Annotated in this window: 25 protein-coding genes and 1 pseudogene; all 26 read left to right on the forward strand. The window is 27.5% G+C overall.

The genetic code is table 4. From position 1 onward, the window contains the following. The first annotated feature begins 4 nt into the window (after positions 1-4). The 26 genes and pseudogenes from C6B38_RS11160 to rpmE all read left to right on the forward strand — a co-directional run bounded on the left by C6B38_RS11160 (position 5) and on the right by rpmE (position 22,034). The gene (locus C6B38_RS11160) at positions 5-373 is read left to right on the forward strand and encodes a toprim domain-containing protein (protein WP_233485549.1); all 369 of its coding nucleotides are present in this window, start codon (positions 5-7) and stop codon (positions 371-373) included. 57 nt (positions 374-430) lie between these two features. Continuing rightward, positions 431-1,075: a dTMP kinase gene (gene tmk / locus C6B38_RS05110; protein WP_105298889.1), complete on the forward strand. Its 645-nt coding sequence runs from the start codon at positions 431-433 to the stop codon at positions 1,073-1,075. Next, the gene (locus C6B38_RS05115) at positions 1,068-1,904 is read left to right on the forward strand and encodes a DNA polymerase III subunit delta' (protein ID WP_105298890.1); all 837 of its coding nucleotides are present in this window, start codon (positions 1,068-1,070) and stop codon (positions 1,902-1,904) included. Before tmk ends, C6B38_RS05115 begins: the two co-directional genes overlap by 8 nt. 1 nt (position 1,905) lies before the next feature. After that, positions 1,906-2,628, forward strand: a complete 723-nt coding sequence (locus C6B38_RS05120) for a tRNA1(Val) (adenine(37)-N6)-methyltransferase (RefSeq protein ID WP_105298891.1) — start codon at positions 1,906-1,908, stop codon at positions 2,626-2,628. 9 nt (positions 2,629-2,637) lie between these two features. Then, positions 2,638-3,945 carry a tRNA lysidine(34) synthetase TilS gene (gene tilS, locus C6B38_RS05125; RefSeq protein WP_105298918.1) on the forward strand — a complete coding sequence of 436 codons (1,308 nt, stop codon included), beginning with the start codon at positions 2,638-2,640 and terminating at the stop codon, positions 3,943-3,945. Between the two features lie 73 nt (positions 3,946-4,018). Then, complete coding sequence (gene ftsH, locus C6B38_RS05130) at positions 4,019-6,040, forward strand: ATP-dependent zinc metalloprotease FtsH (RefSeq protein ID WP_105298892.1); 2,022 nt, start codon at positions 4,019-4,021, stop codon at positions 6,038-6,040. 87 nt (positions 6,041-6,127) lie between these two features. Next, positions 6,128-6,991 (forward strand): Hsp33 family molecular chaperone HslO, encoded by an 864-nt coding sequence (locus C6B38_RS05135; RefSeq protein ID WP_105298893.1) that lies wholly within the window; start codon positions 6,128-6,130, stop codon positions 6,989-6,991. A 115-nt stretch (positions 6,992-7,106) separates the two neighbouring features. Further along, positions 7,107-8,048, forward strand: coding sequence for an ABC transporter ATP-binding protein (locus tag C6B38_RS05140; protein WP_105298894.1), 942 nt, complete (start codon positions 7,107-7,109; stop codon positions 8,046-8,048). Positions 8,049-8,512: 464 nt separating this feature from the next. After that, positions 8,513-8,689 (forward strand): tRNA-dihydrouridine synthase, encoded by a 177-nt coding sequence (locus tag C6B38_RS11930; RefSeq protein ID WP_255401077.1) that lies wholly within the window; start codon positions 8,513-8,515, stop codon positions 8,687-8,689. Further along, the gene (dusB, locus tag C6B38_RS05145) at positions 8,682-9,506 is read left to right on the forward strand and encodes a tRNA dihydrouridine synthase DusB (protein WP_255401078.1); all 825 of its coding nucleotides are present in this window, start codon (positions 8,682-8,684) and stop codon (positions 9,504-9,506) included. The genes C6B38_RS11930 and dusB overlap by 8 nt, the downstream gene beginning before the upstream one ends. 17 nt (positions 9,507-9,523) lie before the next feature. Beyond that, entirely contained in the window at positions 9,524-11,026 is a 1,503-nt protein-coding gene (lysS, locus tag C6B38_RS05150) for a lysine--tRNA ligase (RefSeq protein ID WP_105298895.1), read from the forward strand. Positions 11,027-11,034: 8 nt separating this feature from the next. After that, positions 11,035-12,039, forward strand: coding sequence for an asparagine synthetase AsnA (locus C6B38_RS05155; RefSeq protein ID WP_071890284.1), 1,005 nt, complete (start codon positions 11,035-11,037; stop codon positions 12,037-12,039). Beyond that, positions 12,040-12,726 (forward strand): IspD/TarI family cytidylyltransferase, encoded by a 687-nt coding sequence (locus C6B38_RS05160; RefSeq protein ID WP_105298896.1) that lies wholly within the window; start codon positions 12,040-12,042, stop codon positions 12,724-12,726. Positions 12,727-12,839: 113 nt separating this feature from the next. Beyond that, complete coding sequence (gene rpsF / locus C6B38_RS05165; RefSeq protein ID WP_233485551.1) at positions 12,840-13,220, forward strand: 30S ribosomal protein S6; 381 nt, start codon at positions 12,840-12,842, stop codon at positions 13,218-13,220. Positions 13,221-13,315: 95 nt separating this feature from the next. After that, a complete protein-coding gene (locus C6B38_RS05170) occupies positions 13,316-13,750 on the forward strand; it encodes a single-stranded DNA-binding protein (protein ID WP_105298897.1) in 435 nt (144 codons plus the stop codon). 18 nt (positions 13,751-13,768) lie between these two features. Further along, positions 13,769-13,993, forward strand: coding sequence for a 30S ribosomal protein S18 (rpsR, locus tag C6B38_RS05175; RefSeq protein WP_004028042.1), 225 nt, complete (start codon positions 13,769-13,771; stop codon positions 13,991-13,993). 414 nt (positions 13,994-14,407) lie between these two features. Further along, positions 14,408-15,085 (forward strand): hypothetical protein, encoded by a 678-nt coding sequence (locus C6B38_RS11165; RefSeq protein ID WP_233485552.1) that lies wholly within the window; start codon positions 14,408-14,410, stop codon positions 15,083-15,085. Between the two features lie 101 nt (positions 15,086-15,186). Continuing rightward, on the forward strand, positions 15,187-15,471 hold the full coding sequence (locus C6B38_RS11170; RefSeq protein ID WP_233485553.1) for a hypothetical protein: 285 nt from the start codon (positions 15,187-15,189) through the stop codon (positions 15,469-15,471). Then, on the forward strand, positions 15,396-15,749 hold the full coding sequence (locus tag C6B38_RS11175; RefSeq protein ID WP_233485554.1) for a hypothetical protein: 354 nt from the start codon (positions 15,396-15,398) through the stop codon (positions 15,747-15,749). Before C6B38_RS11170 ends, C6B38_RS11175 begins: the two co-directional genes overlap by 76 nt. A 318-nt stretch (positions 15,750-16,067) precedes the next feature. Beyond that, entirely contained in the window at positions 16,068-16,850 is a 783-nt protein-coding gene (locus tag C6B38_RS11180; RefSeq protein ID WP_233485555.1) for a hypothetical protein, read from the forward strand. Between the two features lie 132 nt (positions 16,851-16,982). Beyond that, positions 16,983-17,816, forward strand: coding sequence for a hypothetical protein (locus C6B38_RS11185; protein ID WP_233485556.1), 834 nt, complete (start codon positions 16,983-16,985; stop codon positions 17,814-17,816). A 205-nt stretch (positions 17,817-18,021) separates the two neighbouring features. After that, positions 18,022-19,563 carry a dicarboxylate/amino acid:cation symporter gene (locus C6B38_RS05190; protein WP_105298898.1) on the forward strand — a complete coding sequence of 514 codons (1,542 nt, stop codon included), beginning with the start codon at positions 18,022-18,024 and terminating at the stop codon, positions 19,561-19,563. A 110-nt stretch (positions 19,564-19,673) separates the two neighbouring features. Continuing rightward, positions 19,674-20,431: pseudogene (locus C6B38_RS11190) on the forward strand (FAD-dependent oxidoreductase). Beyond that, positions 20,431-20,835, forward strand: coding sequence for a hypothetical protein (locus C6B38_RS11195; RefSeq protein ID WP_233485557.1), 405 nt, complete (start codon positions 20,431-20,433; stop codon positions 20,833-20,835). Before C6B38_RS11190 ends, C6B38_RS11195 begins: the two are co-directional and overlap by 1 nt. 165 nt (positions 20,836-21,000) lie before the next feature. Then, complete coding sequence (locus C6B38_RS05200) at positions 21,001-21,645, forward strand: nitroreductase family protein (protein WP_105298899.1); 645 nt, start codon at positions 21,001-21,003, stop codon at positions 21,643-21,645. Positions 21,646-21,728: 83 nt separating this feature from the next. Beyond that, positions 21,729-22,034: a 50S ribosomal protein L31 gene (gene rpmE, locus C6B38_RS11200; RefSeq protein WP_105298900.1), complete on the forward strand. Its 306-nt coding sequence runs from the start codon at positions 21,729-21,731 to the stop codon at positions 22,032-22,034. The last annotated feature ends 96 nt before the right edge of the window (positions 22,035-22,130 follow it).

The following is a 22,130-nucleotide window of genomic DNA, read 5'->3' on the forward strand; positions in this document are numbered from 1 at the left end:
AACAATGTTTGTTTGTTTGTTTTGCCATAATGATTTACGTGATCAAACAAAACTTTGTGTTGTTAGCAATTTCTTTGATATTATAAAAATTGAAGCAACAAAAGTTTTTAATGGAGTTTATCATGTTTTAAATGGTGAAATTAATGTAAAAAATGGTATTACACCAGATAAATTGACTTTTCCTGCGTTAGAATCCCGAATGAATGATAAAATTATAAAAGAAGTTATTATTGCTGTTGGTGCTACTTTTGAAGGAGAAGTAACAGCTCAATACTTAAAAACATTTTTGCAATCTTTTGATATAAAAATATCACGTTTAGCACAAGGCATACCAATTTATTGGTGGTTCTTTAGATTATTATTGATGAGGTAACGTTAAAACAAGCTTTAGAGGAGCGTAAAGATGTTTAGGAACAGAGGGAGTGTAATGATGCTATTTATAACATTAGAAGGAATTGATGGTTCCGGGAAAACAACGATTTCAAAATTATTAAAAGAAAAATTACGGTCAGAGGGATACCAGGTTGTTTTAACAAGAGAACCAGGGGGCAATGAAATTGCTGAACAAATTAGAAATGTTATTTTAAGTAAACATAATTTGGGAATGGACCCATGAACAGAAGCTTTATTATATATTGCTGCTCGTAGGCAACATGTCGTTGAAGATATTTTGCCTGCATTAAAACGAGGAGAAATTGTAATTTGTGATCGTTTTATGGATTCCACTTCAGCATATCAGGGATATGCTCGTGGGTTAGGAATTTGAACATTAGATGAAGTACAATCAATTGTTTTAGGTACAACAAAACCAGATTTAACTCTTTTTTTTGATATTGAAACAACAATGGCGAGTGAAAGAATGAAAGTTCGAAATGAGGTTGAAATGAACCGTCTTGATTTAGAAAAAAATTCGTTTCACAAAAAAGTATACGAAGGATATCAAGTTTTAATTAGTGAGAATGCAGAGCGCATTAAAGTTATTGATGCTAGCAAGTCAGTTAATGAAGTATTAGAGCAAGTATATTATTATGTTGATGAAATTATTCAAAAAATAAAGGACAAAGAAAATGGATAATTTATTTACAAAACATGATGTTGAGAAAATGATATTATTTAAAAATTTAATTTTAAAAAATAATTTATCAAATCAACTTTTGATTTCTTGCAATAATAAAGTTAAGTTAGAAACATTTGCAACAGAAATTATTAAATTTTTATTATGTTTAAAAAAACAAGAAGCAGATTGTGAATGCGATATTTGTCAACGCGTTAATAATAAAACTTATTATGATTTAAAAATTAAAGGTGATTTTGAAACAACAATCAAAAAAGAAGCAATTCAAGAAATTATTCAAACCTTTAATTATTCTGCGTTAGAACAAACAGGAATAAAAGTATATGTTATTAATGGTATTGATTTATTAACGTTAGAAGCTGCTAATTCATTATTAAAATTTTTAGAAGAACCTAGTCAAAATACATATGCTTTTTTATTAACAACTAATAAAACAAATGTCATTGATACTATTAAATCACGTTGTTTAAATATTATTTTAGAAAATACAACTGATTTATTAGAAATTGATGATTTTAAAAATGAATTTATTTGTACTTTTTTTAGCAATTTTATAAGTAACCCAACAAATAACTTTATTCATATTCGCCAGTTAAACAATTATGATAGTGTTGAATGCCGCCAATTTTTTTTAGCAATTGCTAATGTTTTAAAAAACAAAGAATGAGAAAAATATCAAATTACAGATCAAAATTTAATTCAAAAATTAAATCATAAAAATAGTAGGTTAATTGAAATTTGTTATACTATTGCAAATTTATTACTAGAAAATTTAAATAAAGAATTAATTTTAGAAAAGGGATTAATTGATTGGTATAACGAGGTGTAAAGTGAAAGTTTTAAATGATTTATTAGATTATGAAGGAATTAAAATTAACCAACAAACTGATATGTTTAATTTTTCATTGGATACAGTGTTATTGGCTCGTTTTCCAACATTAAATACAAGAATAAAAAATATTTTAGATATTGGTACTAATAACGCAGCAATTCCGTTAATTTTATCAACTTTAACTTTAGCAATAATTACTGGAATTGAATTGCAAAAAGAAGCCGTGCAATTAGCAGAAGAAAATATTTTATTAAATCATAAAACTGAGCAAATTAAAATTATCCATGATGATATTAATGAGTATGTTAAAACTAATGCTAATTTTAAATATGATTTAATTATATGTAATCCGCCTTTTTTTAAAGTTGATGGAGCAAAATTAAATGAAAAAAATAAATTATTAATTCCAGCACGTCATGAAACAAATGTTACATTAGAAGAGATTATTTTTGCTGCTAAGAAATTAGTTGCAAATCGTGGTTATTTTGCTATTATTCATCGTACAACAAGATTATTAGAAATTACTTCATTGTTAATTAAATATGGTTTTAATATTAAGCGACTACAATTTATTCATCCTTTTTTAGAAAGTGAAGCAAATAATGTTTTAATTGAAGCTCGATTTCAAAGTGGTGAAGGTCTTATTATTGAAAAACCAATTATTGTTCATAATAAGAATTATCATTATACAGAAGAGGTTTTAAAATTATTTCGAAAATAGGTGATTAAAATGGAAACTAAACTTTTAAAACAGAATGAAAAATATGTTATTGGTGTGTCTGGTGGTCCGGATAGTATGTTTTTACTTGATAATATTTATAATTCAGAATTAGATATTAATAATTTTATTGTGTGCTTGGTAAATTATCAGAAGCGAAAAGATAGTGACTATGATGAAGAAATTGTTGTTGAATATTGTCAAAAACGAAATATTAAAATATGTGTAAAAAAAGTAACCGCAAGTGACTATGAACAATATCAGGTTAATTCCCATAATTTTCAAGCAGTTGCTCGTGAGTTACGATATGATTTTTTTTTACAAATTAGTGAAAAATATCATTGCCAGGGAGTTTTAATTGCCCATAATTTAACTGATCATATTGAAACATATATTTTGCAAAAGCAACGAAATGGAATTGTTGAATATTATGGTCTAAATAAAACTAGTTATTATTATTCTCAATTGTTGGATAAAAAACTAAAAATATTGCGAATTATGTTAAAAATATCAAGAGAAGAAATTATTGAATATTTATTTCATCAGCAAATTAATTATGCGATTGATTCAACTAATATTTTAGCAATTTATAATCGAAATATTATTCGTAATGAAATTCAGCATATTAATTTACAAGATATGTTATTAGAAATTGAACAAAGAAATAAAGAAAATGAACAATTAAAATTAATTGCAAAAAATTATTTGATTGAAAATTTTGGACAAATTAATGTTACTATTTTTAATGCTCTTAATAATATTCAGTTGCAAAAAATTATTATTTTTAATTATTTTAAAACTAATAAAGTTGTTCATTTAATTAGTAATAAAAAAAGAAAGTTTTTAGATGAAATAATTAAGGAATTAAGAAGTTTAAAACCAAATATTATTCTTAAAATTAATTCAAGATATTCTTTAATTAAATCATATGATAATGTTGACATTGTTAATAACGAGCTTTTAGAATTAACAACAATTCAAATTACACCAACAACTGTGTTACCAATAAGATGAAAAGAAAATATTATTAATTGGGGAACTAAAAATAAGTACGATTTTAAAATAACAGCAGCACAATGACCAATCATAATTACTAATGATTTATCTTTGTTAAGAAATGTAATGGTTAATAAGGTACGTTTAAATCGTTGATTTATTAAAAATAAAGTACCACTTTTAGCACGAAAAAGTTATTTTGTGTTAGATAAAAATAATAATCTTATTTATGGAAACAATTTAGTTGATTTAAAAATTAATAAATTTATTAATAATACTTTAGCGGAAAAATACAATTTTTTTTTTTTTTTTATGATAAAATAGTCTAGAATTGGTTCATTGTTTTAAATGACCGAAAAAGATTAATTTTAAAAGTCTTAATAGAGGAGAAATAGTTATGAATAAAAAAAGAATGTGATTTGCAATTATAAGTTCGTTAATTTTTATTGGTTTGATTATTTTAACAATTGTATTATGAACAAAATCAGATATTACAAAAATTAGCGAAGGAGATATGCAAAAAATTGGTAATACTCAAAAGTATAAAGAAAAAAATATTGATGAAATTACTATTAAGGCTAATGTTGGTAAAAATACTGTAGTTATGGAAGGAATCATTAGATATTCTGAAGATGGTGATATCAAAACTGTTCGTTATAGTTCGGAATGAAACCGTGAAGGGTTTAGATTTTATACTTATAAGGATGGAATATTAGTAACTAATACATGAGATGAAAATTTCAAAAATAAATTAAAAGGTGGCCTTGTTTCACTTGACCGTGAATTTGTTCCAATGTGACAAGCAATGTTAATACAATTAGTACCATGATTATTAATAATGGGAATTGCTGTCTTTATGATTGTTCGATTATCAAAAATGTCTGGTGGAATGTCGGGAGCTAATCCCTTTTCAATGGGGAAAAATAAAGCACGTCAAATTCAATCAACCGTTAAATTTTCTGATGTTGCAGGAATCAATGAGGAAAAAACAGAGTTAGTTGAGTTAGTTGATTATTTAAAAAATCCACAGAAATATTCAAGTATGGGTGCTCGTGCTCCAAAAGGAGTCCTAATGGAAGGACCACCAGGGACAGGAAAAACTTTATTAGCAAAAGCTGTTGCTGGAGAAGCTGGTGTACCATTCTTCTCAATTTCAGGTTCTGAATTTGAAGAAATGTTTGTTGGAGTTGGTGCTTCAAGAATTCGTGAAATGTTTATTGCTGCTAAAAAAGCGGCACCATGTATCATTTTTATTGATGAAATTGATGCTGTTGGTCGAAAAAGAACTGTTTCAATTGGAAGTGGTGCTAATGAACAAACATTGAACCAATTATTAGTTGAAATGGATGGTTTTGGAACTAATACGGGAGTTATTGTTATGGCAGCAACAAACCGAGTTGATGTATTAGACTCTGCTTTATTAAGACCAGGACGTTTTGACCGTCAAATTCAAATTTCATTACCAGATATTAATGAACGAGAAGCAATTTTAAAATTACATGCCCGAAATAAATCAGTTTCAACAGAAGTTGATTTTAGACGAATCGCAGAAAGAACGCCAGGATTTTCTGGGGCCCAATTAGAGAATGTTTTAAATGAAGCAGCAATTTTATGTGTTCGTAAGAATTTAAAAATTATTAATGTTAATATTATTGATGAAGCGATTGATCGTGTTGTTGGTGGACCAGCAAAAGAATCACGCAAATATTCAGTAATGGATAAAGATATTGTTTCTTATCATGAAGCTGGTCATGCTTTAATTGGTTTACGTTTAGAGGCAGCGAGCAAAGTTCAAAAAGTTACTATTATTCCGCGAGGACAAGCAGGGGGTTATACAATTATGACTCCAAAAGAAGAAACAATGTTTCATAGTAAAGAAAACTTATATGCGACAATTACTGGTTATTTAGGTGGCCGTGCATCAGAAGAAATTATTTTTGGAAAAACAAAAATAACAACAGGAGCACATGATGATTTAGAAAAAGCAACTAATATTGCTCGTCATATGGTTACTGAATATGGAATGAGTTCTTTAGGATTAGTACAATTTGAATCACCAAAAGATGAATATACTGGAACAAGAAAACGCTATTCAGAGGATATTGCAGCTAAAATTGATACTGAAGTTCGCAAAATTTTAGATGATTGTTATGTAACAGCAAAAGCATTAATTGCTGAAAATCGTAGTTTATTAGATTTAATTGCTGAAAGTTTAAAAATATTAGAAACAATTACCGCAGAACAAATTGAATATATTGATAAATATCATAAATTACCTGATGAAGTGATTCGTGAAAAAGAACGTGCAGCAAAGCATAAAGAAAAAAAAGCAAAAGGTGAAATTTTCGAAGTTAAACCAAAAGAACGAAAAAAAGATCACCCAGAAGATGAAAAAAATAATGATCCAAATAAGAAGTAGGCTAATTAAGTCTACTTTTTGTTTTACTTTTAACGATGATTATACTATAATTGCAAAGGAAAGAAATTTATAAAGGAGTTTAAAGGAATGGATAAAGTAACGAAAGCAATTAGTAATGTTCATAATGTTAAAATGACAGTTGTTGATGCAACTAAATCATTAAATGATATTATTAAATTACATGCGACTAATCCGCTTGCAACAATTGTGTTATCAAGAGTTGTTTTAGCTACTATTTTAATTGGTAGTGATATGAAAAATGCAACTGATAAAATGACAAGTATTATTAATGGAAATGGTCCAATTGGAACTATTATGGCAGAATATAGTGGTCATAAAGTACGGGGTTTTTGTGCTAATCCACAATTTGATGTTGACCAAATTAATCGTAAACATAATGTTATTTCACAAGTAGTTGGTACAAATGGTTATTTACGAGTGATGAAAGATTTAGGAATGAAAGAAAGTTTCTCAGGTCAAATTGAGTTAATTTCTGGTGAAATCAATTTAGATTTTAATTATTATTTAGCACAAAGTGAACAAATTAAATCAGTTATTGCATGTTCAATTAAAATGAATGAAGATAATACAATTGCAAAATCAGTTGGTTTTTTCGCTCAATTGTTACCAGAACATAAAGAGGAAGATATTGACTATTTAGAAGAAAAAATTGAAAATTTAGAAAATATTAGTCATAAATTAATTGCTGAAGATAACTTAATTAATATTTTTAAACTCATTGATCAAAATGCTAAAGTGTTAGAAGCTGATGAAGTTAAATTTGAATGTAGTTGCTCATATGAAAAGGCTTTAGAATCAACAAAATTATTAGGCGATGAGCAGCTTAATGAAATTTTAACAAATAATGATGAAATTGAAATTGCATGTGATTTTTGTCGCAAAAAATATCATATTAAAGCGAGTGATTTAAAAAGTTTACTTAAAGAATAAGCACAAGATATCTTAAATAAGTTGATAAAATTATAATAATTTTGTTATGATATTATTATGATAAAAAATAATTGTAAAATGTATTTTAATATTCAAAGGGGAGGCACAACACAAGATGGCTGAAATTAAAGATGTACCCAATAAAGACCAAACAAAACCACATGGGAAAGAAGCTAAAGCAAAAAAACCAAATGACAAGAAAGCAAAAGAAAAAGTTGATTATACTGCCGTTAAAGAATTTAAACAAAAGTTAAAAGAACAAAAGAAACAAACTAAGTTATATTCAAAACAAATTTTAAAAGGGGAAATTATCTCGACAACAAACAGTAAAGCAGATACAAGTAAATATGTAATTGAATTAGTTAATGTTAAAAAATCGTATATTACTGGGGAAGTTGAAACACCAGTTTTAAAAGGAATTGATTTAAAGTTAGAAAAAGGAGACTTTATTGTTATTTTAGGTCCTTCTGGATCAGGAAAAACAACGTTACTAAACATTATTTCAGGTTTAGATAAAGTTTCAAGTGGGGATGTTTTTGTTATTGGTTATAACTTATCGTTATTAAAAGATGTTGATTTAACAAAATTTAGACGAGATAATGTTGGCTTTATCTTCCAACAATATAATTTATTAACTAATTTAACTGCTAAAGAAAATGCTGAAGTTGGGGAAAATTTAAGTAAAAATAAAAATAAAGATATGACAATTAAGGACATTTTTAAAACAATTGGAATGGAAGAACAAATGAACAAATATCCTCACCAAATGTCAGGGGGACAGCAACAACGGGTTTCAATTGCTAGAGCATTAGCAAAAAATCCAGACATCTTATTTGGTGATGAACCAACAGGAGCTTTAGATGAAGAAATGGGTCGAAAAGTACTTGAAATTTTAGTTGATGTTAATAAGAAATATAAAACAACGGTTATTATTGTTACGCATAACCCAAATATTGCCGATATTGCTAATACAGTTATTCATGTTCGTAATGGATTAATTGACCAAATTAAGAAAAATGCACATCCAAAGAAACCAAGTGAAATTGATTGATCTTAATCTGTAAAACACATATTAGTGTTTTACATTTTTTTATTAAGATTAAAAATATTTTTAAAAATAATAAAATAATTTTAGAATACTTTAATGAATTATTAAAATTTGTTACAATTAAATAGAAGCTAGTATTCAACTATTTACTTACAAGTAACAATTTATTAAGGAATATTTTTTGTAAGGAGGAAATTGAAATGCCAGATTGTGATTTTTCTTGCCATGCATGCCAATGCTCATGTGCAAGTACAAACAGTGATCACAAATGTTTTGAATGTGATTGTAACTCACCGCATGGTCGAAAATAATATTTTGTTTCTCGTTCTCGAGAAACTTTTTATTTTTCAAAATATATTATATTTACTATAAAAAAGAGGAATTAAACTTAAAAATAGTTTTTTTATTGAATTTATTGTTATTTTTGATTAAGATTTATCTAATGACTGTTAATTAAAGAAGGAATTAGAAAAATGAGAATTGGAAATATTGAAATCAAAGGGCAATTTTTTTTAGCACCAATGGTGGGAATTACGAATGAAGCATTCCGAATTATTTGCCATGAATTAGGAGCAAGATTAGTTTATGCTGAAATGGTTAGTGATAAAGCAATTTTGCAAAAAAAATGAACGAACTTTACAAATGATTAAAGTAAATAAATTAGAACATCTAATTTCAATGCAAATTTTTGGAACGGATATTGAAACCTTTGTTGCAGCGGCAAAATATGTTGACCAACATAGTGATTGTGATATTATTGATATTAATATGGGTTATTCTGCATCAAAAATTGCAATTAAGTCACAAGCGGGGTCATATTTATTAAAACATACCCAACGCGTTTATGAAGTTGTTAAAGCAGTTGTTGAAAATGTTACTAAACCGGTAACTGTTAAAATTTGAATTGGTTGAGATGAAGAAAATATTAATTGTGTTGAAATTGCAAAATATTGTGAGCAAGCAGGTGCACAAGCAATTGCAGTTCACGCTCGAACACGAAATCAATTTTATTCTGGAAAAGCTGATTGAAATTGAATTAGGAAAGTAAAAGAAAATGTTTCAATTCCAGTAATTGGAAATGGTGATGTTTTTACTTGCGAAGATGCAGAACGAATGTTAAAAGAGACTGGTTGTGATGCAATTATGTTAGCACGAGGAGCACAAGGTAATCCATGAGTATTTAAACAAATTCAACATTTTTTAGATACTGGTGAAAAAATTGAGCAACCACCATTAGATGAATGACAGAATATTATTTTCCGTCATGCAGAATTATTATTAAATTTAAAGGGAGAACGAATTTCAGCTAGTGAAATGTGGAAAAATTTAGCATTTTATTTTAAAGGAAAACCAGAAGCTACTAATTATAAAATTAGGGCAACGCAAATAAATACAATATTTGAGTCAAAAACGCTTGTTAATGAATATATTGCCTATTATAATAGTAATATTAGTGTTGCTAAATAGTAAAAAGGAGAATTAAAATGGAGAAACGTAATTTTACAGAGCAAGAGCAAATTAGACGTGATAAGTTAAAAAAGTTGGTTAATGATGGACATAATCCTTTTATAATTGCCAATTTTGACCGAACACATACGAGTAAAGTACTTAATGAACAATTTAATCATTTATCAAAAGAGATATTAGCCACAAGTAGTGATAATATGACAGTTAAAATTGCGGGTCGAATTAAAACATTTCGAGAAGCAGGAAAAGCTAGTTTTGTAACATTACAAGATCAAAATGGAATTTTTCAAATTTATGTTCGAAATGATGAAGTTGGTGATGAAAAATATCAAGAATTTATTAATTTTGATTTGGGAGATATTATTGGGGTTACTGGAATAATGATGAAAACAAACACTGGAGAGTTAACAGTGCGAGTTAAAGAATTTGTTTTATTAGCAAAAGCATTACGTGCATTGCCTGATAAATATCGTGGAATGACTGATATTGAAGAAAAATATCGTCGTCGTTATGTTGATTTAATTATATCAACAGAAACAAAAGATATTTTTATTAAGCGTAGTAAGATTATTGCTTTAATGCGATATTTTTTTAATAGTAAAGGATATTTAGAAGTTGAGACACCTGTTTTACAACCTATTCATGGTGGCGCAGCGGCAAAACCATTTGTAACTCATCATAATACATTAGATATGGATTTTTATTTACGAGTAGCAACAGAATTACCCCTAAAACGGTTAATTGTTGGTGGTTTTGAAGGAGTTTACGAAATAGGGCGATTATTTAGAAATGAAGGAATGGACACACGCCATAATCCAGAGTTTACAACAGTTGAAATTTATGTTGCATATCAAGATATGAATTTTATGATGCAATTAACAGAGGATACTATTTGCTACATTGCGAAAAACATTTTAAATAAAAATGAAACAGAATATGATGGAGTAATGATTTCATTTCAACAGCCATGAAAACGTTGACATATGGTTGATGCAATTAAAGAGTTAGTAGGAATTAATTTTTGAAAACCAATGACTTTTGCTGAAGCAAAGAAAATTGCAAAAGAAAAAAAAGTACCAATTGAAAAATTTCATACTTCTGTTGGACATATTATTAATTTATTTTTTGAAGAATTTGTGGAAGATAAATTAATTCAACCAACATTTATTTATGGTCATCCTGTTGAAGTTTCTCCCTTGGCAAAAACAAATGCAGAAGACCCAAGATTTACTGATCGATTTGAATTATTTATTAAAGGGCGCGAATATGCAAATGCTTATTCAGAATTAAATAATCCAGTTGAACAATATGATCGTTTTGTTAGTCAATTAGCAGAACGGGATAATGGGAATGATGAAGCACAAGAATTAGATATTGATTTTATTGAAGCATTGGAATATGGAATGCCACCAACAGGTGGATTAGGAATTGGAATTGATCGCTTAGTTATGTTATTAACAGGGCAAGATTCGATTAAAGATGTATTATTATTCCCCCACATGCGGTCAAGAGGAAAATAGGTGATTGTATGGAATTTGGTATTGAAATTGGTTATACTTCAATTTTAACATTACGTGAAACAGTAGAAGCAATTAGTCTAATTAAACGTGAATTAGTTCGTCGTTTTATTATTCAATTTAATTTATTAAAAGTTGATGCACCTTTAATTACTACAGAAGAAAAAGGACTTAATGATGATTTTCAAATGACAGAACGACCAATTGATTTTGATATTTTACCAACTAATTTAACTGGTGAAATATTTCAGTCACATAATAAATGACGACGAAATGCAATTAAACAATATGAATTGTTAGAAAACGAAGGAATTTTAACAACAGCAATGGTTTTACGTCGTGACATTAAGCAATCAAATAGCCAAGCAGTAAGTTTTAGCGAAATTGGATTTGATTTATTATTGGAAGAAAAAGACATTACATTATTAAAAATTAAAGAAACAATTGATAAAGCAACGAATATTATTAGTGATGTAGAAGATATTTTATTATTAAAATTTCCGCAATTAAATAAAAAATTTAAGAAAAAATTAAATTGAACAAGTCAAATTGAATTGCAAAAAGCAATGCGATTATTAAGTTACCAGGAACGTTTGAATCGATATACAAGAGAAAATGGTGCTACAATTTTATATGGTTTAAAAAATAGTATTACTAATAATACAATTGAAATTAGTGAATCGCAAGATGTTTTTAATTGGGAACTCTATGCGAAAATTTTTGTTTATGATTTTGTGTTAGAAAAAGCTATTTGTATTGGTTATTGTGCTGCTACTGTTAATCGTGATGTTTTAAAAAACCAATTGGCAGTAACAAAAGAAACAAGTAAATTAAGAACAGAATATGATGCAAAAGTAGCAACAAATGACTTGCCAGTTACACTTTCGTTTGGACTTTTTAAGTCACAATTAGATTTATTCTTGTTAGAAAAACAACATATTGGTGAAGTTATTGCTTCGGTTTGAAGTGATGATTTTTTAGAATATGCTAAGAAAAATGGAATTGAAATTTTATAAATGAAAAATTATACGGTAATTATTGTTGCAGCGGGAAAGTCATCACGTTTTAATCAAAAGGACAATAAGTTGTTATATCAACTTAATAATAAACAAACTATTATTGAGCAAACATTAATGTTATTTTTAAACGATCCACTTTGTACTGAAATTATTGTTGGTGTTAGCGAAGAAACTTTAACTTTTTTATTGAAAAAAAATTATCAAGCAAAGAATGTGCAATTTATTATGGGCGGAGCAGAACGAGTTGATACAATTTATCAATGTTTAATTAATCATAAAATTAGTAATGATATTATAATTATTCATGATGGTGTCCGTTGTTTTACGAGCTTAACTTTTATTAATCAATTAAATCAAGTTTTTCAGTCACAAAATTATGAAGTGTTAGTTTCAATTTTGCCAATTACAGAAACCCTTAAAAAGGTTAAAAATAATTTTGTTGAAAAAACATTACCACGAGAAGAATATTTTACAACTCAAACTCCACAAATTTTTAAGGCAGAATTATTATATCAAGTTTATGAATCATATTTCCAGACGAAAAATAAAACAATAATTTATGATGATAGTTATTTAGTAGAGTTGTTTTCACCAAAAACAAAAATTCATACAATTTATGGTGAAAAACAAAACATTAAATTAACTTATGCTGATGATTTAAAATTATTAAAATTAATAAAATAACTCTTACAATTGAAAAAAATATAAGGTATAATAATTGGCGAGTTAGTAATGCTTGAATTATAATTATTAGCTCCTTGTCCGAATAGGACCTAGACCAAAAGGAGGAAAATAAAATGCGTAAATATGAAATTATGTATATATTAAATCCCGAAGCAACTAATTTAGATGAATTAGAAAGTAAATTACACCAAATTTTAGAAGCTAATGGGGGAAAAATAGAAGAACACGGTAAATGAGGAATTAAGGACTTAGTATATCCAATTAAAAAGAAAACAAAAGGATATTATGGAGTATTAATTGTTAATACAACATCAGTAAATATTGATGAATTTCTTCGAATTAGTCATATTGAACAAGATGTATTACGAATTCTAGTAATTAATACAGAAAAAGAAAAAGGATATATTCAATCAACTTTTTATGCAAAAACAGAAGTTAAGAATGATAAACCAGACCGTGATCGTAAACCAGGGAATAGAAAACCTAAATTATAAACGTCATGAACAACGTTCAGAAGGTGAAGAAACAAAACCAGAAAATGCACCAACTGAAACAAAAGAATAAGAAAAATTAGGAGCGTGTAAGAGTTATGTTAAATCGAGTTTCATTAGTAGGAAGACTAACCCGTGATTTAGAATTAAAAAATTCTGTTAATAGTAAACCATTTGTTGCTTTCACATTAGCAGTAAATAATAATTTTAATAACCAAGCTTCGTTTATTCCATGTTTTGCTTGGAATAAAACGGCAGAAAATATGGCCCGTTATTTAAAAAAAGGATCATTAATTGCATTAGATGGACGTTTGCAAACGAGAACCGATAATGTTAATGGTCAAGTTACAACAATTGTTCAAGTAATTGCTGATATAGTTTCTTTTTTAGATTCAAAAGGGGCTGGTGCTAACATTGGTATTCCATCAATGCCAATTGCTAATGATTTTAATAACACAACTTTTGAACAATCAGAACCACAAGATGATAATAATATTACTTTTGATGGCGATGATGCAATTTTATGAGACTAAAAAGAAAGGAAAGTAAAAATGAATCCAAAATTTAAACGTTTTAAAAAACAATGTTATTTTACAAAAAATAAAATAACATACATTGATTATAAAGATGTTGAATTATTAAAAAAATTTATTTCTGGTAATGGTCAAATTTTACCAAAACGAGTGACAGGAACAACTGCTAAAAATCAAAGAATGTTAGCAACAGCAATTAAAAGAGCTCGTCAAATGGCTTTATTACCATTTGTTATTGATTAAAAAAATACTTACTTTTGTGAGTATTTTTTCTTTTTTCGTGTAGAATTAATATGATATATATAGGCACTAAAAAAAGTTAAGGGATGACATTATGAAACAAAGTCCAAGATTTATTAATGTTTTCAGAACAGATGCAAAAGAAAAAATAGCAAAAAATCGACTACAAATAATTAAGTATATGCTAATTTGCTTTGTGCCTTTTTTGTATGGTTTTATTTGTTGCTGGGCTTTTTGAAATCCATTAACAAAAATTGGTAATATCCCGATGGCAATTGTTGATAATGATAGACCACCTTGTATTGCCTATGTTGTTCAGAACATTAGCAGTTTGTCAAAAAAGTCCAAGAATGATTTGAAAATAATAAAAAAATTGATAAAGCTCTTTATAAACTGCAATATCGTTATGATAGTATGGTGAATTTATCTGTTACAAATAATAAGTTTTATAATGCTAATACAAAAGCATTAGAATTAGAACAAAACGGTATGACTATTAAATTAAACTATTTGCATGGTAATGAAACTACTTTTAAACCAGTTGACAAATATTTAGCTCAATTACAAGTTAATAGTGGTTTTACAGAAAATATTTTTAAATTAATGCGTGCAATTGGTAATCATAGTCCAACAGAAGTTATTAAAAGTTTAGAATATTTAATGGAAAATATTCCTCATTTTTGATCAACATATAAACAAAATTTTTTAGCTGGACAAGTGTTATATACTTTTACTCAAATTAAAACTGCTTTGGTTCATTCTGCCTTGCCAGAAACATTAGGCACTCCAATGTTTTGAGTTTTTGCGCAATGAGATGAATCAACGAATACATATTATTTAACTGGCCGTGATTTTAGCAATTATTTAGAAAAAATTTTATTAATTATTGATCCTAATACTCCCATTGGAAAAATAATCTTAGACTATGTTGAGAAAAATCATTCACAATATTATGAAATTATTAAAAAAACATTAGAATGAATTGAAAGCGAAGGAAAAAAATTTATTGATGGTTTTGTTCGTGAGATTTTTCCTAATTTGGATGAACATGTAACTTGACCAAGATATAGTGCAAAAGCTCAGCAAGTAAAGTAATTCGTGATTGAGCAAATTTAAATTCATCAATTTTTCAAATTCCAGTTCATATTCAAGGTTATCAATATGGTGAATATGGAGTTGGCTTAGGTGAATTTTTTATGGCAATTGCAATGTGAGTTGGAGTTTTAATACAAACATTTATTTTTAAACGTACTTGTCGAACAAAACGAGCCCGTTGATATCAGCACTATTTTTCAAAATTATTATTAATGTTAATTACAACAGTACTTCAAACCACAATTCTTGCGCTTTCATTAGCGGCATTAGGTTATAGTTGTTTGGGAATTAGTTTTGGTTTATTGTATGTTTGATTATTATTTTTACTATCATTGAACATGCAATATGATTTGCTCCTACTGATGGGGATGTTGGAAAATATTTAATTGTTATTTATTTAATTTTAAATTTAACAGCAGGTTGAGGGACTTTCCCAGCCTTTATGCAAGCAACGTTCTTCCATTTTATTTCATTTATTACACCGTTTAAATATGTAATTCATGGAATGGGTAATATTATTTATGGAATTGGAACAGGTGAAGGCTCTTTAGCACAATATCAAACTGAAATTATACAAAATACTGGCATTTTATTAATTTGGATTCCAATACTATTAATAATTAGTTTAGGGTTAACTTATTTATGACGACAAAAAGAATTATAAGGAACTTTCAAACTGAAAGTTTTACAAACTGTTTTATTAGAAAAAAATATTCCAATTCAGAGAAATATTAATCAAACTTTAAGAAAATTATCAGATCAAGAAGTTGAAGGAATAAAAAAACAGATTTTAATTGACCAACAAAATATTTTTGAAAAGCAGCAACTTAAAAAGATTGACAAAATGCAAACAAAATTTGAAGCAACAAAAGATCCAAAATATTTATATCAAATTAAAAAAAATAAAGCAAAAACCTTTACTGTTGAAATAGAAGAAACAGATCGAGATAGTATTATGTAAAGATAATTAAGGAGAACAGTTATGGATACCAAAAAAATACCAACTTTTAAAGAAATTTTGAAAAAAGAATGGCATCAACAAACAGCTAAAGATAAAACTCGCATTATAAAATTTATTGCAATTTGTATTGTGCCATTTTTGTATGGTTTCTTTTGTGTTTGGGCTTTTTGAAATCCACTTCTTAAAACTGACCAAATTCCAATGGCAATTGTTAATCGTGATGCTAATTTATGTGTGATTTATAAACCTAAAAATGATAAGGATCAATCAATTGCTAATGCAACAGAAGTTCGTTATTTAACAACAAAAGATAAGGCGACTTGTTTAGCAACGGTTAAAGAAAATGAGATTGCCCGTTATACAAGTATTAGTGATAATGGGATTGTGGGACCACATTATTATGATAAGAAAAATAATAATGTTCAAATTAACATTAGTAGTATTACTTTAAAATTAAATTATTTGAAAAATGAAGCAACTGATTTTAATCCGATTGATAAATATTGAGTACAATTACAAATTCCAGAACATTATTCAAGTCATTTAATTAGTATTTTACGCAACATTGGTAGCGGTGTTTTAGATGCTGATCAGTTTTTGACAGATATTACTTGAATAATAAATAATCCAATTAACCTTTGGGCTACTTATAAACAAAATTTTTTAATTGGTTATTTTGCAACAACATTTACAAATTTGCGAGAAATTTTTGTTCGCGAAGCAGTTCCACAATTAATTTTATCGATGCTTTATACAATTTTAGCTAACCCGGATGGTTCAGTTGATCGTTCTGTTTATCAATAATATATTCAAAAAATTAATACAAAAAATTTAATAGATGAAACAAATAAATTAGTAACAGAAGGGAAACTAACTACAGAACAAGGAAAAATTATTAATTCCTTATTAAAGGTTTATGGAATTGTAAAGGGAAAAATGCTTTCATTTATTTGTGGTGCAGAAAATGTTGTTAGCAAAGAAAAATATTTTGCGAATAGTGATGAGTTAGGGAAACATTTAAAAGATATTGTTAGCATAATTGATATTCCATATAATGTGCAAGGTCATGAATATAACCAGTATGGAATTGGTTTGGGTGAATTATTTATGTTAATTGGTATTTGAGTTGGTGCTTTAACACAAACATTTGTGTATGACGGTAAAGGAAGAACTAAAAATACTTTGTTTTATCAACACTATTTTAGTAAATTGTTATTAATGTTATTAACATCTTGGATTCAAGTGACATTAATGATGCTTTCCTTATTAATCTTAGGGTTCGGTCAAATTGGACCAGTTTATGTTTGACTATGGTTATGACTCTTATTTTTAGGCTCAATTTTCAATATTATTATTTGTTCAATTTGATTAGCAGTTCCTGATGAAATGTTGGCGCGTTTTATTGCTGTTGTTTATTTAATTATTAATTTATCAGCAGGTTGAGGGACTTTCCCTTCCTTTATGCAAGGAAAATTCTTTGATATTTTATCCTATATAACACCATTCCGTTATGGATTACATAATATTGGTACAATAATATATGGTTTATCATCTCCAACAATTGTAGGAATTAGTGAATATCAAACTGAAATTATTAAAAATATGGTAATTTTATTTATTTGAGTTATTATTTTTGCTATACTAGGATTAGTAGGAACCTATTATCGTTTTTTAAAAATAAAATATGGAACATTCAAGATAAAAGTAATTTATCAAGCAATGAATAAAATTGATAGTATTAAAGATTATAAAAAAATACTAGTACATTAAATTACTTGACAAAAGAAGAACAAACTTTAATAAAAACAGAGGTTTTTGCACAATTAGCAACAAAACAACAGAAGAAGAAAATAAAAAAAACAACATAAATAATTAATTTTATTTTTAAAATATTAAATATTGTATTTTTTCTTATTGATGATAGTTTTAAATGTATTATTAAACTATCAATTTCTTCTAAGAAAGGATATTCCAAATGTATTTCAATTTATTATTTAGTTCAGACAATAATAATCCATTGCATGATTTTTTATCAATTTCAACTTGACAATCACTTGTTAGCATCCTTATTTTCTTTGGAATAATGGTTTTATTATGATTTTGAATTAAAAAAACAAAAATGCGATTTATTTTTCGCGTTTTATTAGGATTAGCAATTGGTTTAATTTTTGGAATTACTATTCAAGCAATTAATGATTTCCCATATAATACAACTGAACCATCAGAATCAATGATTAATCCAGTGATTCCAGATCCAAATGATTCGGGAAAAACTATTCCAAATAATATTTATGTTTTATGGGTACATGAGTTTTCAATTTGAGTTAATTTATTTAGAATGATTTTCTTAAATGCAATTTTATTGATGACTGTTCCTGTTGTATTTTTAGCAATTGCAAGAGCTGTTTCAAAACCAGGAAAAGATGTATCTTCGCGAAGAGGAACTATTATTACAATTACTATTTTATTATTAAATGTTGCAGCAATGTTTATTATTTCATTATTTATTGGGATTGCATTTAATATTGGTAATGGCTTTACAATTTCAGGAAGCGGAAGTTATGATAAGGATGCATCAAAGCCATTGCCAGAAATTATTTGGAATTATGTGCCTTCTAATTTTGTCCAGCCATTTCTTTTAGGAACAATTCTTCCTGTAATGGTAATTACTGGTTTAATTGGGTTAGCTGTTAAGAAATTAACTAAGCGACATCCAGAAGATATGCAAAAGATTTGTGATGGTTTTGACCGTTGATGAACAATTATTATGTCATGTTTAATGTTTATTATTAAATTAATGCCATATGCTGTAATGTCAATGATTACTTATGCTATTATTTCGCGACCAATTGGATACTTAGCACAGATTGGAATTGTTGTTGGAATTGGGTACTTATGTTTAATAATTGCTTTAATTTGGCATTCATTGTTATTAACATTGTCAGGAGTAAATCCATTTAAATGATGGAAGTTTGCTATCAATCCGGTAATTCAAGGGTTTACAACTCAATCTTCTAATGTAACATTACCCTTAACAATGAAAGTTTTAAAAGATGATATGAAAGTAAAAGAAAATCTTGTCGGGATATCCGCTCCTTTAACCACGACGATGGGTTTAACTGGTTGTGCAGGTGTACAAGCAGGGATTATTGTTTCTTTTATTTCAACAGCTGGTTTATATGATTTAACTGCTGCTAATTTCTTTATTGTTTTATTGGTAGTAGTTGTAGCTTCGTTAGGAATTGCTGGTGTGCCAGGAACAGCTAGTGTTGTTACTGCTGGTGTTTTAGGAGGAATTGGTTTAGTAACTTTATATGTGCCAGTTTATGCAATTATTGGGGCCCTAGATGGCCTATTTGATATGGGACGAACAAGCGTCAATGTTGTTGGAGGGCTACAAGCAACAACAATTGCGGCTCGGTTAACTAATTCATTAGAAAATGAAGACTTAATTCTTTTTAAATGATCAAGATTGTGAAGAAAACGAAATCGGGAAAAAAGAAAAAAACAAGAATAAAGGCGGAGTCCTTTATTTTTATTTTAGTAATCTAAGGTTATAATATTATTATAGAAAAACGTGAGTTGAAAAATATGAAAGTAATAGTAATAGGTGGTTCAACAGCTGGAATGACAGCAGCAAGTAAATTAAAACGGATGTTAAAAAATGATGTTGAAATTATTGCTTACCAAAAGTTTCAATACCCATCATTAGGAGCTTGTGGAATCCCTTATTATGTTGGAAAACATTTTGACAATGCTGAAAGAATGATTGCACGAACTGTTGAAGAATTTCAAAATAATGGGATTCTTGTTAAAACTAGTTGCGAAGTAACACGCGTTGATTTTAAAACAAAAACTATTTATGGAATTAACTATAATACAAGCCAAGAATTTATTGATAATTATGACAAATTAATTATTAGTATTGGAGCAACACCACGTCGTCTAAATTTAGCAGGAGAAAATGCTACAAATGTTTTTACAGGAACAACATTAGAATCAGCAGTTGAATTATGTTCGAGTTTAAAAAAAGTAAAAAATGTTACTATTATTGGTGGAGGATTTATTGGACTAGAATTTTGTGAAAGTTTTGGCTTGGTAAGAAAAAGAATTACATTAATTGAAGCTGATAAATGAATTTCACAAAAGTTACTTGATGAAGATATGGCACAATTATTAGTCAATAATTTAGAAAAAAATGAATTAAAGTTAAAACAAATACCAAAGTAACGGAGTTTGTTGTTGAAAATAATAAGGTAACAAAAATTAAATTATCACCACAAGAAGAAATTGTAACAGATTTAGTATTAGTTGCAATTGGAGTTGTGCCGGCAACTAAGTTTTTGAAAACAACAGATTTAAAAATGAATTTGGAGCAATTTTAGTGAACAGCCAATTTGAAACAAATATTAAAGATGTTTATGCTGTAGGTGATTGTGTGATGACAAAAAATATTATTGATAATAAATTAAGTTATATGTCATTAGCAACAATTGCAGCCAAAAATGGCAAGGTTCTCGGTAATATTTTAGCAGGAAAGAAGGACCATTTTCCTGGAGCAATTGGAACAAGTATTATGCAGGTTTTTGAAAGTGAAATTGCTCGAACAGGATATACAAAAGAACAGACAATTTTAAATGGTTTTAATGCCAAAGAGATTGTTGTAAATGGGACAGATCACACACACTATGTTGCTGATGCTAAGCCAGTAAAAATTAAAATAATTTATGACCAAAAAATAGGATTATTGTTGGAGCACAAATTTTTGGTTATAATAAGGCTAGTTTAAGAATCAATGCTTTAATTCCAATTATTTGGACAAAAACTAAAATTGGTGAAATTAAATATTTAGATTTACCATATTCACCTCCTTTTGCAAAAAGTGTTGATGTATTAAACGTTGCTTTAGCAAAAATTAATGAATAATAAAAATTAAAGGAGATAATAATATTAAATGACAGTAAAAAATGCAATTAATTGACGGAAAACTGTTAAAAAATATAATAGTGAAAAAGTAATTAATTATGAAGATTTAACAGTAATACTTGAAGCAGGGCGCTTAGCACCTTGTTCATTAGGAATTGAAGTGACTAATGTTGTTAGTATTACAAATCAAGAATTAAAAAACAAATTTGCTGATGAAGCAATGCTCGGATGAAATCAAGAAAAAGTGAAAAATGCTAGTTGTATAATGCTTATTACGGGTATTAATCCATCTTATTTAGTTTCAACTGAATTTTTAACAAAACGACTAAAACGGGTTATTAATCAAACAGATGAGTTAGAAAAGACAATTAAAAAATATCAAAATTTTTTACAACAAAAAGAACATCTTTTTGCATTTGTTTCAGAACAAGCCCATATTGTAACTAGTTTTATTACAATTCAAGCTGCTGATTTAAAAATAGGAACTACTATCATGGGTGGTTTTAATGCAAAAAAATGTGATGAATTATTAGCAAAACATTGTTCGTTTGATCAAGAAAAGCATCATACAGTTTTAGTTTTAGCCTTAGGATACTATGATGAAGATGATGATAAAGCAACAATGCCACGTGTTAGAATTGATTTTAATGAATTTGCAAAGATTATTAAATAATCTTTGTTTTTATTTAAATATGTGTTATCATTATTTACGTGTAAATAATATGCAGTCATATTTTTAAAAGTGAGGTGAGTTATATGGCAAGAGAAGGAATCCATCCAAAATATTTTGATACTAAAATTATGTGTACAACTTGTGGAACAGAATATATGAGTGGTTCTACTAAAGGAGAAGAATTAAAAGTTGATACTTGTTCTTCATGCCATCCCTTCTATACAGGTAGTCAACAGTTTGCTAATGCAGCTGGACGTGTTGAACGATTTAAATATAAATTTAATAAAAAAGAAGAGTTAGTAAAACAAGCAGAAAAAGCATCAAAAGTACAAAAAGAACTTAACAAAAAAACAGTTAAACCAAAATCTGATGACCAAAAAGCAGAATAATTGGTAAACCTTTATCTTTTCAAGATAAAGGTTTTTTTGATATTTTGTAATGTAATTTTATTAAATTAGAATAAATGTAAATTTAACTTAACAATA

It is taken from the genome of Spiroplasma sp. ChiS (assembly GCF_002968355.1).
Taxonomy (GTDB): domain Bacteria; phylum Bacillota_I; class Bacilli_A; order Mycoplasmatales; family Mycoplasmataceae; genus Spiroplasma; species Spiroplasma citri.